Below are 13572 nucleotides of genomic sequence, written 5' to 3'. Positions count from 1 at the left end.
ATCATCGTCCTCCTCATTTTATTATCCCACGCACGATCACGAGCGCTGGCCTCATTCCGCACCTTTTTGAACGCGGCATCGCTCTGGCTTTTCTGCGCTGCCGCTTCGCGGTTCCGCTCATCTGTCGCGACCGCCCTGGTCGGGTCTGCGGAAGCCGCCGTGTCGCCTGGATCGCGATAGGGTTGGCTGATCTTGGCTGAACCGGGCTGCGGGGGGAGCTGGCGCTGCGGTGGTGCCGCGGCCGTCAAGATGATGACGGCTGCCAGCGCGGTCAGGCTACGTAGCATGGAGCGTACGCCTCACTGGGCTCGATGCGCCGAGCAGACAGAAAAACAAGATCTAAGCGGCTTCAATCTCAGCAATTGATATGAAGAAATTTGAATAAACTCTCATAAGTTCGAATAATGATAACAATTTTTCGCGCCAGGCGATACGGTGTTTTTAGAAAAATAAAATGTTTCGTCTACGGCCGAGGTTAAGATGCGCACGACCCGAAAGACTGTGATCTTCGATCTACCTTTCACACTGAGCGCGCTCGATGAGCAGCAGCCGGCGGGAACCTACACGGTCGATACCGATGAGGAACTGCTCGAAGGCCTATCCTTTTTAGCCTATCGCCGCGTCGCTACCACCATCTATCTCCCGCCTCGACATAGCAGGGCGGGATCCGTGCAGGCCGTTTCCGTTGACCCACAGGAACTCGACGCGGCGCAGCGGCGCTGAGAGCACCTCGCTAGGCGCGCCGCGAAGCGGCGTTTCGGCGCAGCAAGCTTTACCGTTTACCAGGAGGACAGAATGGCTAGGACTTACTTTTCGGCTTTGATGGGCGACGGGCTCAATCAAACCTTCGTTGCGGTCGCGCTTTTCGGGCTCGCCTCAATGTACTTCATCACTGGGTTCGATCTGCATTGGTAAACTCACAGATCTTGCCTGGATGTGGAATGTCGTACGCCGAACTTTCTTGAAGGGAGGCCATCATGCGTGAGCATCGATACACCCTCGGCCAACATGTCAGATATGCCGAGCGCGGCGCGCGCGGGCGCTATTGGCCAGACATCACTGATCCGGCCTGGATCGGCGGCTACGAGATCACAGCTCTGCTTCAGGCGGGAAACCACGAACCCGAGTATGAGATCCACGGCGCCGAGCAGGCCTATCATCGCGTCGTCGGCGAGGGGCAGCTCTGCGAGGATCCAAGCCGTGTGACTTCACGGTCGACCGGCGAGTTCTTCCTGCTCTGGGCCAAGCTGAATGTCACCATGACGCCCGAGCTTCAACCCACCTGGACGAGCTTCGTGTCGGCGCTTGAGTCGGAGTTGAACCGCAAGAACTACGAGAACCATCAGCTCCGCCAAGATCTTGAGATCATGCGCAGGCGCGAGATCGCAGCTCGGCAGCGGCTAACACGCGGAACTACAGACGAAGCTGAATTTCAGAGAGCTTGAACGCGAATATGGCAGGATGTTCAAGGAGGATTGATGGAGGATAGCATGTTCGGAGTTGCCGGTGGCGAGAGCGAGAACTATCTAGCTCGATTGATCGGGTGCCGGGTGGATGTCCTGCGGAAACGGCCGACGCTCAACAATTCAGCCCTGACCGAAATCAAGCGCGAGACTCAGCTCCCCGCGAAGATCTCGGGGCGTTCCAGTCTGCCTCTCCCGCAGGCACAAGCCGACGTGAGTGTCTGGATGGCCGGTAAGACCTTCTAGAGTCATTTTTTTTCAACGCACGCTGGGGCAGGAAGAGGGCCATGGGCATTCTCAATTCAACTTCGGATCCGAAGTCACCATTGCGCCACGTTACCGAGAAGCACTGTGGCCTGCTTGAGGGTCGCGAGCCAGAACGATCCAGCAGGCTGATCTTGGGCGAACCCCCTGCCGCTGACGAGATTGCGCGATGGGACGAGGATGGCGGCGCCTCAGCCCGGCAGATCAGTTTAGGCTGGAACAGGCAAGCAGCTTCTCTGCCGCCATGCGTCGACGTTGCAGATGCAGGTGAAGCCGTCGAGCATCGATGAGGAATCCCCGATCCGCTGATTATTTGCGGCGCTGGTTGGTCTCGCCGGCCTTGCGCTCGTTACCCTCCTGGTCAAGTCGCTCCTCGAGTGGCGCTACGCCGGCGACCTCGCGGCCGGAGCCCGGCACTAGCACGACGGGCTCCACGGCGATCCGGGTCGAGGGCCTGTCGAAGACCTTCGACACGGCCGCCGTGCTGCACGACTTCCACCTCGAGGTGCGGGCCGGCGAGCTGCTCGGCCTGCTCGGCCCCTCGGGCTCGGGCAAGACGACGCTCCTGCGCATCATCGCCGGTCTCGACTTCCCCGATCGCGGCCGCGTCCTGTTCGAGGGCGACGACGCCACGGGCCTGCCCGTGCAGCAGCGGGCCGTGGGCTTCGTGTTCCAGCACTACACGTTGTTCAAGCACATGAGCGTGGCCGACAACATCGCCTACGGCCTCAACGCCCGGAAGCGATCGGAGCGGCCGAGCCGGACCGAGATCCGCCGCCGGGTCGGCGACCTCCTCGACCTGATCAAGCTCTCGGGGTTCGCCGACCGCTACCCGTCGCAGCTCTCCGGCGGCCAGCGCCAGCGCATCGCGCTCGCCCGCGCGCTCGCGGTCGAGCCCCGCGTGCTCCTCCTCGACGAGCCCTTCGGGGCGCTCGATGCCCAGGTCCGCAAGGACCTGCGCCGCTGGCTGCGCGGGATCCACGACCGCACCGGCCAGACCACGATCTTCGTGACCCACGACCAGGACGAGGCGCTGGAGCTCTCCGACCGAGTGGCCGTGCTCGACCGGGGCCGGCTGGAGCAGGTCGGCACGCCGGACGAGATGCAGGACAACCCCGCCTCCCGCCACCGTGCTGAAGTTCCTGGGCGACGCCATCGAGCTCGAGGCCCTCGCGGAGGGCGGGCGCGTGCTGGTCGACGGCAAGCCGACAGCCGTCGCCGCGCCCGGCGGCACCGTCGGCCCGGTCAAGCTCTACGTGCGGCCCTGGCAGCTGCAATTCGCGGACCCGGCCGGAGTCGCATCTCGGCGGCACCGTGCGGGCCTCGCACCGCAGCCAGGGGCGCCAGCGCATCGACGTGGAGCGGCCGGACGGCCGGGTTCTGGTCGTCGAGGATTTCGACGGCGAGCGCTACGCCTCCGGCCGCAGCGTCGGCCTCAGGATCAACGGGGGCTACGTGTTCGCCGAGGGCTTGTCGCAAACACGGCGGTGAGCCGCAGAAGGGGCTCGATGGCCCCGCTTTCACGCTTTGTTCGCGACGGAGAGCCCGAAGCAGACCGCCAGCAGCTGGTTCTACTCGCGGACCGTCCACGCGCCGGCAAAGCCGAAGCCCTTGCGCAGCCACAGCATGGCCTCGAAGCCCTGGATCGTGCGCCGCGCCGTGTGGAAGGAGCGGAACCCGCCCACCCAAGGCATGGGGCGCTTGACCCGGAAGTGGTCGCTCTCGATCCCTTGCTGCAGGTGCTTGGTGACGTAGTGGATCGGCGCGTGGGGTAGCAGGCCCTCCTTGCGGCTCTCGGCGAGGGCTGGCGGATAGGGACCAGCGCCATCGGTGCCGATCCGGTCAGGGCCGAGCAGCGGCTCGGCCGAGAGCATCTTGCGGAAGAACCGCTTGGCGGCGTCCAAGTCGCGGTTAGCGGTGAGCAGGAAGTCGACCGGTTCTCCGCGTTTGCCGATGGCGCGGTACAAATAGCGCCACTGGCCGCGGACCCGGATGTAGATCCTATGGGGACCGGTTACCGCCTCGGTAGGCTACGCGCCGCCATTCCCGGGAGCGCTACCATGACCCAACATACCCACCTCACCGCCAGCACTGGCCTGGACTACGACCGCACACTGATCCTCGTTGTCGAGGTCAGCGCCCGCAGTTGGGTCGTCGCCGCCCAGGTGCCGGGCCTCCGGCAGAAGAGCTCTAAGCAGCAACTCGCAGCCCGGGCCGACGCGCTCATGGCAGCGGTCGAGGGCTACAAGCGCCGTGCGGCCGCGGCCGGCATGGCGTTGGAACGGGTCATCATCGCCTACGAGTCCGGCGGGAGCGGCTTCTGGCTCGCGCGCTGGCTGCAGCAGCGCGGCGTCGAGGTGCACGTCATGCAGCCCTCCAGCGTGCCGGTGGACCGCCGCATGCGCCGGGCCAAGTCCGACCGCATCGACGCGGACATGCTGCTGCGCACCCTCCTGGCCTGGCTGCGCGGCGAGCCGCGGGTTTGCTCCATGGTGTGCCGGTGCCGGATGAGGCCACCGAGGATGCCCGCCGCCCCATGCGCGAGCGCGAGGAGTTGATCCGCGCCCGGGTTGCCATCGTCAACCGGATCGAGGCAGTGCTGACCGTGCTCGGCGCGGGCGAGTACAACCCACTCTGGCGCGACGGCCGCGAGCGGCTGGCGCAACTGCGCACCGCCCACGACCAGCCTCTTCCTCCACACGCGCAGGCGCAGATCGAGCGCCTCCTCGATCGCCTCGACCTGATCCGCCAGCAGGTGGCCGAACTGGAAGCGCAGCGCGATCGGGCGGCCGAGGCGGCGGGCCAAGCGGAGCAGATGATCCAGCAGCTCGTTCGTCTACGCGGCATCGGCGTACAGATCGCGACCGTGCTGGTCCACGAGGCCTTCGTGCGCCGGTTCCGCAACGCCCGCGCGCTCGGGCTCCTACGCGGGGCTGACCGGGACGCCCTACAGCAGCGGCGGCACGCAACGCGAGCAAGGGATCAGCAAGGACGGCAACAGGCGGTTACGCGCGGCGCTCGTTGAACTCGCCTGGATGTGGCTGCGCTACCAGCCAGGCTGCGCGCTCTCGCGCTGGTTCCACGATCGCCTGGGCGGCGCTCGTGGCCGGCTGCGCAAGGGTTATGATCGTCGCACTGGCAAGGAAGCTCCTGGTCGCGCTCTGGCGATACCTCCAGGGTGGTGCCGTGCCGCAGGGGATGGAGCTGAAGCTGGTCTGACGCAGAAGACGCCGACAGCGGCACGGCGGGAGGCATACGGGCCGGAGGAACACCGGCGAAGGCAGATGGACAGATCGGGCCGGAACCGCCGGGCGGGACTGGCTCGGTGGGACCGGGGGAGCGGCGGCCGTGACGAGACGTGGGCTGCCCGACAGCGCCGGTGATGTAGAGTGGCGCCGCTCGCCTCGGAGCTCCTTCGACCCGAACATGGGATCGTGGCGCGGACGCAGTCCCGCCGGATACGAGGTTGGCGAGGGCAACCCTCGCTGCGCGGAGCTCCACCTCGGCACCCAGGGATGCCAACCCGAGGAGGAACGGGACGATGATAACCAGCACTCAATAGAACAGGCTTGACGCAACGGTCCTCATACGAGGTCTCATCGAGGCGCACCGAGCCGCAGTGCGGCTTACGGAAGCCGCGCAGGCGCCGCTCGATCGCAGGCGCGTAGGCGAGCACCCAGCGGTTGAGGGTGGAATAGTCCAACCTCCAGCCCTCTCTCCAGGAGCATCTCCTCGATATCACGGTAGCTCAGCGCGTAGCGCAGGTACCAGGAGACGGCCTGCACGATGAGGGTGGCTTCGAAGTGCCGGCCCTTGAAGTCACCGCGGGCTTGGCGCTTCAGCTTGAGCGCGAGGGCATTCAGGATCATGGACCGACTCCGAGGCGGAGCCGGCAAGCTGGGCGGGTATGGCTAACGGGCCGTGAACGCAGGCCCATTCGCGTTTGCGGCGACACGCCTCTCGGAGATGGCCGCTGGTGGGACGCTGCTACGGGCTCCTGGCGCAATGGTCAGGGTCAGGTGCTTCGGGTTCTGCCGACCGCCGAGGAGGTAGCCGGCGTTCGGATGACGAAGGTGGTGCTGGCGACCGTCCACCGGGACCATGACACTACGAACAATGTGAGCGCAATCTCGCGGCCTTCTGCCAGCGCTGTCACCTGCTCCACGATCGGCCCGAACACCGGCGGCGGCGATGGCTCACGTTGTTTCGGAGGAAGGCGCTGGGGGACCTGTTCCGTGGGCCCTACTCTGGCCCATAAGGCCAGCAATGGTCCACGAAGCGGAAAGCCGCGGTCGGTACATTGACCGCGGCCCGCTTGTACCAGCTATCGGCACCTACTTGCGGCTGTAGGCGAGGGCAGCCCGCCTGTTGCCGGAGCGCCCGCTCGCGTTCGAGATCTCGACCTCATCCCGCCGGATCGTGTCCCGCACCGTCTCAACACGCGTCGTGCGCTCCCGCCGGACCACAATCTCTTCACGGACCCTGACCCCCTTGGCCACGAGCGGCACCTCAGAGGTTTCCACCATCTCGACGGTGAGCTCGGTCAAGGTCTCTCCGCTTGCCTGATCGGTGACGGGCCGACGCCGCTCAACCACGACCTTCTCGTCATACAGCGTCACCTGCTGCTCGGCCGGGACCTCGACGACATAGCGGCGGACCCTGGTCGTGCCGCTGTTCTCCGTGCGCTTGCCCACGATCAGCGTCTCTTCCGCCAGCGGGATGACTTCCTCGTCCTGGCTCGACAGCTGGTTCCTGGATGCCGAGGCATTGCCGGAGCGCGCCAGGGAACGCCCCGACGGCAGGCCCCAGAACCCAAACATCGCATCAAAGAAGAGCGAGCCGGTGCTCAACGGGGCAGTCGCAACACGCTGAACGGTCTCTGCAGCGCTCTGGGCCACCTGGCGGGTGCTCTCGGCGGCAGCTTCAGCCGTCTGCGCCACCTGCTCGGCCGTCTGCCGGGCGGCCTTGCGGTTCTCCCGCTCGCGCTCGGCGGCTTCCTTCTGCTCGGCGAGGAGCTTGTCGGCCTGCTCGCGCTCTTGCCGTTGCTCGGCCCGGCGCTGCTCAGCCTTGGCCCGCTTGGCTTCTTCGACTTCGGCCTTGCCCTCCTCGATCTTCTCGACGATGGCCTGTGCCTCCTCGTCACTCAGCGCCTTCAGGACTGCCGGGAGCAGCTCCTTGCGCTCATCCCGCACGCTCTGCTGGAAGACCTTCCGCAGCTCGATGACCTTCGGGCCAAACTCCTCGCTGCCCTTGGGCGTCTGCTCCAGCTCAGCCAGCAGCTTGCGGGTTTGTTTGTTGTCGTTCAGGGCGGCGCTGACGAGGTCCTTGGTTTCCTTGTGCTTGCGCAGAACCGGGAACAGGTGCTCCTCTTCCAGCTGGGCCAAGAGCTCCAGCTCGGACTTGAGGTCCCCCAGAAGGCGCTCGCGCGTCTTCACCGCATTGTTCGAGGTGTCGGCGAGGGCCACGAAGAGCTCGTTCGCTTTCGTGGGGCTGGTTTGGATCAGCTGCCTGATTGTGGTCATGCTTGCCTCGTGGGATGTCAAAGGGAGGGGTCGCCGGCGCTGAACTCACAGGGTGCTCGTCCTGCTCGAACCAGTGTCGCTCGAAGGTTATGAGGGGCACGATTGCAGGGACCATCATATGTCCCAGGCCACCACGTACAGGGCGGCCGCTGCGGCCGCCCCTCAGAACGTGTTGCCGAGCCTAGACTTACCCAGCTCCGGCGCGGCAAACTTCAGCGGGTCACAGCAGAGCCCTGCTGGGCCATGCTGGAGAAGGTCTTGCTGGCCTCCTCGACCGCACGGACCGAGGTCTCGGCGATAGTGCGGCTGTCCTGAACCATGTGCTGCAAGCCGTCCCGAGCCAGTTCGCTCTGGATGGCCGCGAACTCCTGGATGGATCTGGCCTGGGTCAGCCGGTTCAGGCCGTCGAGGTTGCGCCGCCACTGCCGCTGACCCAGATCGAACCAGCTGCGAGAGGCATCCTGGTAGGCTTGGGTCAGCACCGTGCCGCAGCGCGTGACCGCTTCCACGTTCTGCTTGGACTGGCGGGCCAGCCGCTCGCTGTCTTCCCCGGTGAAGCCCAGCGTCTTCGTGAAACGCTCGGCAGCCTCACGGGCCTGCTGCGAGGCCGTCTCGACGCTTCGCTGCACGATCTGCTTGGTGTTCTCGGTGGCCTGCTCGCGCAGAGCAACCATTAGGTTCAGGCGGTCCCGAGCGGCATCAACAAACTGTGCGCCCTGCTCGGCCGCCTTATCGATGTTTGCTCTTGCCGTATCGGCCATCCTCTCGCTCAGCTCATGCTGATTGCCCTGAGCGCTGATCTGATTGAAAGCCATCTTGGTTTCCCGCCTTTAAGAATCATACATTCACGGCGCTTATATTAAGACAATAAGCACATTTAACTTAGTCGGCCACGCACATTACTGCGCCGACCGCACTGCACCTAAGTCGTGCTGTGCTGCTCCTATTCAAGCCTCGCAGAAGCACTTTGATCCGCATTAAATTCTGACGAATTTCGTCAAGCGTTGTGCTTAAGACCTAAACGTCTGAGCGCGCTGCACAATGTCTGGCCGAGGGGGGAAGCAGCTTGGTAACAGATGGGACTAACCTTCAAGCTGATGCTTTGTGGGCAGCGCCGCGTGCTTCCAACGGGTTGAGAGCGCCCCAGATGCGGACATCAGCCTGGGGCAGCATTCATCTCAAATGACTCCGTTCAACGAGGAAGCTCCCTGGAACGCTCAAAGAGCCACTCTCGTCCGCAAGGGCATAGTCACGGTGACAAAAATGCTCTCACCATTCCGACAAGAGTTGAAACAATTGATATTTTATTCTGCTACAAACGTTGAACCTGTATATAGTAGAATTTTCGCATTATCTACGATACAGAAGGCAAGACTGTTTGTGAATATTCGTCACTCAGCATGCCGCGCTGCAAGGCCGGTTCATCCATGCCGTGCGCGAGCCAGGTTTCTGCTGCCGAGCGTCCACACTCGCGCAGTTCCAACAGGAACCGCCGGTCAAGATTGCTGCCGCTGGCCTCGCTCAGCTTCGGACACTCTCGATCCGCCGAGATGTGGTGGACGCGCAGCTGCTGTAGCTTGCGAGAGAATGCAGGATCCCGACTTCCAGACCCAGCCACCCGCGCCATCATCGCCAGAGCAGCAGCCTCCCTCAGGAAGACCCCGTTGAAGGTGACTTGTTCGAGGCGTTTCACGATGGCGGGCGAGGACATCGGCAGCTCCGCCCCCTGCGTCGGCATGATCTGGACGATGAGCAGGTCGGATGCCTCAGACACTTCCACGAGCGGCGTCAGAGGCGGGTTGGCCGAGTAGCCACCGTCCCAGTACCGCTCTCCCCCAATCGGCACGGCTTGGCTCAGCAGCGGAAGGCTCGCCGAGGCCAGTACCATCTCGCGGGTAAGTTCCGTCTCGCGGAAGATCTGCAGCCGTCCCGTGGACACGGCGGTCGCCGCGATCAGCAGCCGCAGGGGCGGGTTTGCCCGCAGGGCCTCAAAGTCGACCTCTGCCGAGATGAGGCTCTTCAAAGGGTTCAGATTGAAGGGGTTGAGCTGGTAAGGCGAGACCACATGCGAGACGAGGTCAGCAAAGAGGGCCGCGACCGCACTGCGCTTCGGCGGAGCCAACTGACTCATCCGCTCCCAGAAATGATCGAGACGACGCCGGGCTTCAGACTTGCCGCCAGCCAGCAGACCGGCTGCGAGAATGACCGCGTTCACTGCGCCAGCACTCGCGCCACTGACGGCATCGAAGGTGAGATGCTCCTCTTCGAGCAATCGATCGAGAACGCCCCACGCGAAGGCTCCCAGAGATCCTCCACCCTGGAGCGCCAACGACAGGTGCCGTTCTTGCGGGCGGCGTTGGTTAGCTTCGATGAGCGATTGGTAAATGGGATATCCTCCAGCTACGGCCGAAGCCCGCAGCTCGTTTGCAGCAGCGCCAAGAGGGTCGTGCCCATTCTGTCGACGCTTGAGGGGAGCAGGGCGAACCGGCGAAGAGGCATAAACGGGTAGCCAGGGCGGCCGGGGCCGCCCCGCTTTTCTACTGGCTCTGCTCGGTCAGCTCGTTCTTGAGATCGGCCTGGTCAGGATGCGCAGTCCAAACCGGCTGCGATGTCACTCTGAGATCGCTGCGGGCGCGCACATGCTGCGTGTTCCGGATCTGCTCGCGATAGAGTGGAGCATGGACGGTCAGGTGGCCATCCGGCTCGGCTAGGGCTGATCCGATGGCGGTCAAAGAGAAGAGGAACGCTGTGAGCGCACAGACGCGAAGGGCTCGCATGGTGCTTCTCCAGCCGGTCGAGGGATCTGCGGACCGACAGAGAGAACATGGCGCCTACATTCCCGCACTGCAACATACATATTTTGCATCGCAGCACAAAGGTGTGCGGCCGCACTGCGGGGCAACTCGTCGTAACCTGCGTTGATGTGCTGCCGGTTTTCGGGCCCATGTACGGGGACCGCACGATGAGTGGTAACAGCACGGAAACAGCAGCGCACCGGCCGATCGAGCGCTGATAATACAGGGCGAAAACGGCGCCGGCCCTGGTTTCTAGCGGTGAATAGCGGAGCCGCCCTCACGTGCTGACCGAGACGAGTAGGGCGGTGCGAGGCGAGGTTACGCGCGCCCTCTGCGGGAGCAGGCATTGAGCCCGCGACCGTTTTCTAACCGGCTCTGACGGAATTTTCGGACCAGTACGCACGCGCGAGGCCCGAGGCCAAAGGGGCCCCTTGCTAACAAGGCGGCATCAATAGTTCCGCGCTGGTAACTAGCAGCTCGGCCGCAACGGTGAGCAGGGCGCGGCTGTGGTGGGCCCGGCAGGACTCGAACCTGCAACCAGACCGTTATGAGCGGTCGGCTCTAACCATTGAGCTACAGGCCCAGCTCAGGAAGCCGGCCGTGTCCTACCGGCTCTCGCGTTCCAAGGCCAATCTTGGTGCCGTCGTCGAGGCGTTCGCCAAGAGCCGGCTGCTGAAGCAGGCGAGACAGTCTCCCCCTCCCGCTTCAGCAACCAGTCAACGCAAGGCGTGCGGTGGCATGGTCACGGGATGTCATTGATGATCACGCCACCGCGCCACCGCTGATGGCCACAGCGGCAGCACGAGCAGGCTAGCGGATGAGTGGGCGCCCACAATCGTGGGTCTCTACGCACAGAGCGCAGGCGGATACCATCGAGATCGGGGCGCTCGCCAGAGATCATGCACCACTCCGGTATGGCGCAGCCCCGGTCCCCTACCCGCTCCACGATGGGCGGCGCCCGGCGATCTGACCGACGACGAGCTTCACGACGCCATCCACCACCTCGCCGTCATGACCGGGCGCGAGCCCCTATCCCGGGATGCTGACAGTGCTGCCCTTTCGGCGGAGATGGCAGCGATCCGGCACGAGCTTGGGTCGGAGGGCATGCTGACGCCCTGGCGGTGAAAGGCGCGGAAAAATCCCAAAAGGTTAGCATTTATTAACAGGTGCGCTCGCCTCAGCCGTGCCTGGATCGAGCTATCAGCCGTCCATGACCCGCTGTCGGCATGACGTCCTGCTGACGGTGGGGCACAGGGATGCCGGGCAAGACGAAGCACTCGCTTCAGAGAACCGAACCTCAAGCGAATTTGGCGCGATCCAGGGTCTGATGCGGCAGCCAATCGCTGCCCAGATCTGTGTCCGAGTAGCCGAGAAGCTGCATCAACCGCACGCGAGCCCGGCTCGCCCGGCTCTTTATGGTGCCGAGCTTGCACTCCATGATCGCCGCGGCCTCCTCGTAGCTCATGTCATTTACCGCCACGAGGAGCAGAGCCTCGCGCTGATCACTCGGGAACTGCTCCAGCGCCCTTTGCATGTCCTGTAGGTTGAGACGGTCCTCCTGCGCCGGCGCGATGCTGAGCGTCGCAGCATGCTTGTCGTCGACGTCCTCCACCTCCCTCACGCGCTTCCGATAGCCCGAGTAGTAGGTGTTGCGCAGGATCGTGAACAGCCACGCATCGAGCTTGGTGCCGGGCTGATAGCTCTCGCGCCTTCTCCAGGCTTTCAGCAGGGTTTCCTGCATCAGATCATCGGCAGCGGTGCTGTTTCTCGTGAGGGAGAGAGCGAAGGCGCGCAGGCTTGGCATCGCTGCTTCGATCCCAAGCCGAACCTCGGCTGTCAGTGCCTCGCCTCTTGCCGTCAGAGCAGCCTCAAGGCGGCCCAGGAGTGCGCTGAGCTGCTCAGTCGTGACCCAACTCTCTACCGGCCCATAGAGGGCGCGCAGATGCTGGCCGAGGTGGCCTCGGATGGCTGCGGGGAGATCCGGTTCGGAGCGCTCGGCAGGAGCTGGGGCGTGTTCGGCTGACTTGATGTTCAGGTTCATGTCGCAATCAGACGGCGGTCAAGGCCGGCCTGTTCGCATGAAACGGCCGATGCCAACAATTACGCAAGGCAACTTGCGGCTTCGTGTCATGACTTCAGGCGTATGGCCCTCGGAAGAGATCACCAAGAGCCCTCCTCCGGAACAGCGTGGCCCGCCGCCGACGCTGATGCTCGGGCCGGTCGTGCAGCATGTGGCAGCGCTGGCAGAAGGCGGCGAGGTTCGCGTCCCTGTTGTTGTCGGTGTTGTGATCGCGATGGGCGGTCGCCAACACTACCTTCGTGACCCGCATGCCGGCCAGATCCTCAATCGATGGTAGGCCGCGCAGCGTCCTCCCCTCCCCGTCCCGCCAGGTGCCCACGGACGCATCCCACCAGCGGCCGTCGTCGAGGCAGTAGATGCCATTGCCCGTGCGGGCGCCCGCAGCCCTCGCAGCAGCCCCCTGCCCTCCTGAACCGGATCACGGCCGAGAGCTGGGGCCAGTCGATGGGGTAGAAGAAGCGGTGCTCGCGCCGGATCGGCATGTCGTCCGTGAGCCTGACCAGGGGGCTAAGCGTGACCGTAGCGAGCCTGCTCAACGGCGGCCAGCCCCAGCAGGCCAGGTTGCCGACAGCCATTCCGACATCATTACGGAACTCATGCTGCTAGCCGCCCGTTTCTCTTGTGCGGTGCAACATGGCCGCCTAGGAGCGATCATGATTGGGCCCGCCGAGATCGAAGATATGATGCTCGACTATGCAGAGGCTGAGGCTACTGCTGGCATGCTCGGATGCTCTGAAGCCCAGACGTGGCCGCCGAGGGCTTGGTCCTGGGGCTCGGGACCAAGCGATCCGGCCAAAGCCCATGCCGAGGCGTTCTGCCCCGACGAGCAGCGCGCTTGGCATTCTCACCCAAGCGCATTGAAGCCGTCTTTCGGAAGCTAGCATTTTTATTTTTCGCCCGATGTTCGCTCCCGCAATAGTCGCATTGTACAACGCGCCCAGCACCCTGACCCGAGCCTATAACGCCTGACGAAATTCGTCATGTCTCAATCGTGGCGGAATTTACCGTTTCGGCCTTGAATGATTTCATCCGTGCACGACTTAGGTGCAATGCGGCATTCGCAGCATTGTAGTTCGGAGCCTAAGGGTAATATACTTATTATCCTATCGTAGGCGCGTTGAATACGTAAAATATACAGGGAGGAACCCGAGATGGCGTTCAATCAAAATTCCAATCAAGGCAAGCAGTCCGAGCAGAGCGACAAGGTCGCTGACGCCGCCAAGGCCGGCATCGACAAGACCGCCGAGCAGGGCAAGCAGTTCGCCGAGGCTGCTCGCGATGGCGTGAAGAAGATGGTCGATCTGCGCGAGCAGGCCACCGAGAACACCAAGCAGATCGTGCAGCGGAGTGTCGAGACGGCCTCGCAGCAGGCCCGTGAGGCTGCCGAGCGTTTCACGAAGACGCTGGGCTTCACCGGGGAAGACAGCGAGCGGCTGGCCCGCCAGTCC

Annotated in this window: 10 protein-coding genes, 1 tRNA gene and 8 pseudogenes; 8 read left to right on the top strand and 11 right to left on the bottom strand. The window is 63.9% G+C overall.

The window, feature by feature from the left end; genetic code table 11:
• Nucleotides 1-287: pseudogene (locus tag WDW90_RS29965) on the bottom strand (hypothetical protein); the annotation flags it as partial.
• Nucleotides 288-480: 193 nt separating this feature from the next.
• Between WDW90_RS29965 and WDW90_RS29960 the strand changes: the two are divergent.
• The 4 genes from WDW90_RS29960 to WDW90_RS29945 all read left to right on the top strand — a co-directional run bounded on the left by WDW90_RS29960 (nucleotide 481) and on the right by WDW90_RS29945 (nucleotide 2017).
• Nucleotides 481-723, top strand: a complete 243-nt coding sequence (locus WDW90_RS29960) for a hypothetical protein (protein ID WP_336491136.1) — start codon at nucleotides 481-483, stop codon at nucleotides 721-723.
• Nucleotides 724-977: 254 nt separating this feature from the next.
• Entirely contained in the window at nucleotides 978-1445 is a 468-nt protein-coding gene (locus tag WDW90_RS29955) for a hypothetical protein (protein ID WP_336491135.1), read from the top strand.
• Between the two features lie 45 nt (nucleotides 1446-1490).
• Nucleotides 1491-1709, top strand: coding sequence for a hypothetical protein (locus tag WDW90_RS29950; protein ID WP_336491134.1), 219 nt, complete (start codon nucleotides 1491-1493; stop codon nucleotides 1707-1709).
• A 41-nt stretch (nucleotides 1710-1750) separates the two neighbouring features.
• Nucleotides 1751-2017, top strand: coding sequence for a hypothetical protein (locus tag WDW90_RS29945; RefSeq protein WP_336491133.1), 267 nt, complete (start codon nucleotides 1751-1753; stop codon nucleotides 2015-2017).
• Nucleotides 2018-2036: 19 nt separating this feature from the next.
• On the opposite strand, the gene WDW90_RS40915 is transcribed toward WDW90_RS29945, so the two are convergent.
• Complete coding sequence (locus WDW90_RS40915; protein WP_431311150.1) at nucleotides 2037-2201, bottom strand: hypothetical protein; 165 nt, start codon at nucleotides 2199-2201, stop codon at nucleotides 2037-2039.
• A 7-nt stretch (nucleotides 2202-2208) separates the two neighbouring features.
• On the opposite strand from WDW90_RS40915, the pseudogene WDW90_RS29935 reads away from it, so the two are divergent.
• Nucleotides 2209-3218 (top strand): annotated as a pseudogene (locus tag WDW90_RS29935) (sulfate/molybdate ABC transporter ATP-binding protein).
• 80 nt (nucleotides 3219-3298) lie between these two features.
• Here the strand turns inward: WDW90_RS29935 and WDW90_RS29925 are convergent.
• Nucleotides 3299-3724, bottom strand: a pseudogene (locus tag WDW90_RS29925) (IS6 family transposase); the annotation flags it as partial.
• A gap of 63 nt (nucleotides 3725-3787) precedes the next feature.
• Here WDW90_RS29925 and WDW90_RS29920 point away from each other — a divergent pair.
• Nucleotides 3788-4946: pseudogene (locus WDW90_RS29920) on the top strand (IS110 family RNA-guided transposase).
• 373 nt (nucleotides 4947-5319) lie between these two features.
• Here the strand turns inward: WDW90_RS29920 and WDW90_RS29915 are convergent.
• A pseudogene (locus WDW90_RS29915) lies at nucleotides 5320-5596 on the bottom strand (transposase domain-containing protein); the annotation flags it as partial.
• Between the two features lie 90 nt (nucleotides 5597-5686).
• On the opposite strand from WDW90_RS29915, the pseudogene WDW90_RS29910 reads away from it, so the two are divergent.
• Nucleotides 5687-5985, top strand: a pseudogene (locus WDW90_RS29910) (hypothetical protein); the annotation flags it as partial.
• Between the two features lie 76 nt (nucleotides 5986-6061).
• Here the strand turns inward: WDW90_RS29910 and WDW90_RS29905 are convergent.
• The 7 genes and pseudogenes from WDW90_RS29905 to WDW90_RS29875 all read right to left on the bottom strand — a co-directional run bounded on the left by WDW90_RS29905 (nucleotide 6062) and on the right by WDW90_RS29875 (nucleotide 12606).
• Nucleotides 6062-7249 carry a DUF2382 domain-containing protein gene (locus tag WDW90_RS29905; RefSeq protein WP_336491132.1) on the bottom strand — a complete coding sequence of 396 codons (1188 nt, stop codon included), beginning with the start codon at nucleotides 7247-7249 and terminating at the stop codon, nucleotides 6062-6064.
• A 212-nt stretch (nucleotides 7250-7461) separates the two neighbouring features.
• Nucleotides 7462-8064: a phasin family protein gene (locus WDW90_RS29900; RefSeq protein WP_336491131.1), complete on the bottom strand. Its 603-nt coding sequence runs from the start codon at nucleotides 8062-8064 to the stop codon at nucleotides 7462-7464.
• A 539-nt stretch (nucleotides 8065-8603) separates the two neighbouring features.
• Nucleotides 8604-9578, bottom strand: a complete 975-nt coding sequence (locus WDW90_RS29895; RefSeq protein ID WP_336491130.1) for a patatin-like phospholipase family protein — start codon at nucleotides 9576-9578, stop codon at nucleotides 8604-8606.
• Between the two features lie 208 nt (nucleotides 9579-9786).
• Complete coding sequence (locus tag WDW90_RS29890) at nucleotides 9787-10026, bottom strand: hypothetical protein (RefSeq protein ID WP_336491129.1); 240 nt, start codon at nucleotides 10024-10026, stop codon at nucleotides 9787-9789.
• Between the two features lie 525 nt (nucleotides 10027-10551).
• Nucleotides 10552-10627, bottom strand: a tRNA-Ile gene (locus tag WDW90_RS29885).
• 714 nt (nucleotides 10628-11341) lie between these two features.
• Complete coding sequence (locus WDW90_RS29880) at nucleotides 11342-12085, bottom strand: sigma-70 family RNA polymerase sigma factor (protein WP_336491128.1); 744 nt, start codon at nucleotides 12083-12085, stop codon at nucleotides 11342-11344.
• A gap of 94 nt (nucleotides 12086-12179) precedes the next feature.
• Nucleotides 12180-12606 (bottom strand): annotated as a pseudogene (locus tag WDW90_RS29875) (hypothetical protein).
• Nucleotides 12607-13275: 669 nt separating this feature from the next.
• Here WDW90_RS29875 and WDW90_RS29870 point away from each other — a divergent pair.
• Nucleotides 13276-13572 (top strand): annotated as a pseudogene (locus tag WDW90_RS29870) (phasin family protein); the annotation flags it as partial.

This window comes from Methylobacterium nigriterrae, from assembly GCF_037106235.1.
Taxonomy (GTDB): domain Bacteria; phylum Pseudomonadota; class Alphaproteobacteria; order Rhizobiales; family Beijerinckiaceae; genus Methylobacterium; species Methylobacterium nigriterrae.
The sequence above is the reverse complement of the archived record's forward strand: the minus strand, read 5'-3'. Positions and strand labels throughout refer to the sequence as shown.

Coding starts and splice junctions, on each gene's coding strand:
- WDW90_RS29960 (WP_336491136.1), top strand. CDS start 481: ATGCGCACGACCCGAAAGACTGTGATCTTCGATCTACCTTTCACACTG.
- WDW90_RS29955 (WP_336491135.1), top strand. CDS start 978: ATGCGTGAGCATCGATACACCCTCGGCCAACATGTCAGATATGCCGAG.
- WDW90_RS29950 (WP_336491134.1), top strand. CDS start 1,491: ATGTTCGGAGTTGCCGGTGGCGAGAGCGAGAACTATCTAGCTCGATTG.
- WDW90_RS29945 (WP_336491133.1), top strand. CDS start 1,751: ATGGGCATTCTCAATTCAACTTCGGATCCGAAGTCACCATTGCGCCAC.
- WDW90_RS29905 (WP_336491132.1), bottom strand. CDS start 7,249: ATGACCACAATCAGGCAGCTGATCCAAACCAGCCCCACGAAAGCGAAC.
- WDW90_RS29900 (WP_336491131.1), bottom strand. CDS start 8,064: ATGGCTTTCAATCAGATCAGCGCTCAGGGCAATCAGCATGAGCTGAGC.
- WDW90_RS29890 (WP_336491129.1), bottom strand. CDS start 10,026: ATGCGAGCCCTTCGCGTCTGTGCGCTCACAGCGTTCCTCTTCTCTTTG.
- WDW90_RS29880 (WP_336491128.1), bottom strand. CDS start 12,085: ATGAACCTGAACATCAAGTCAGCCGAACACGCCCCAGCTCCTGCCGAG.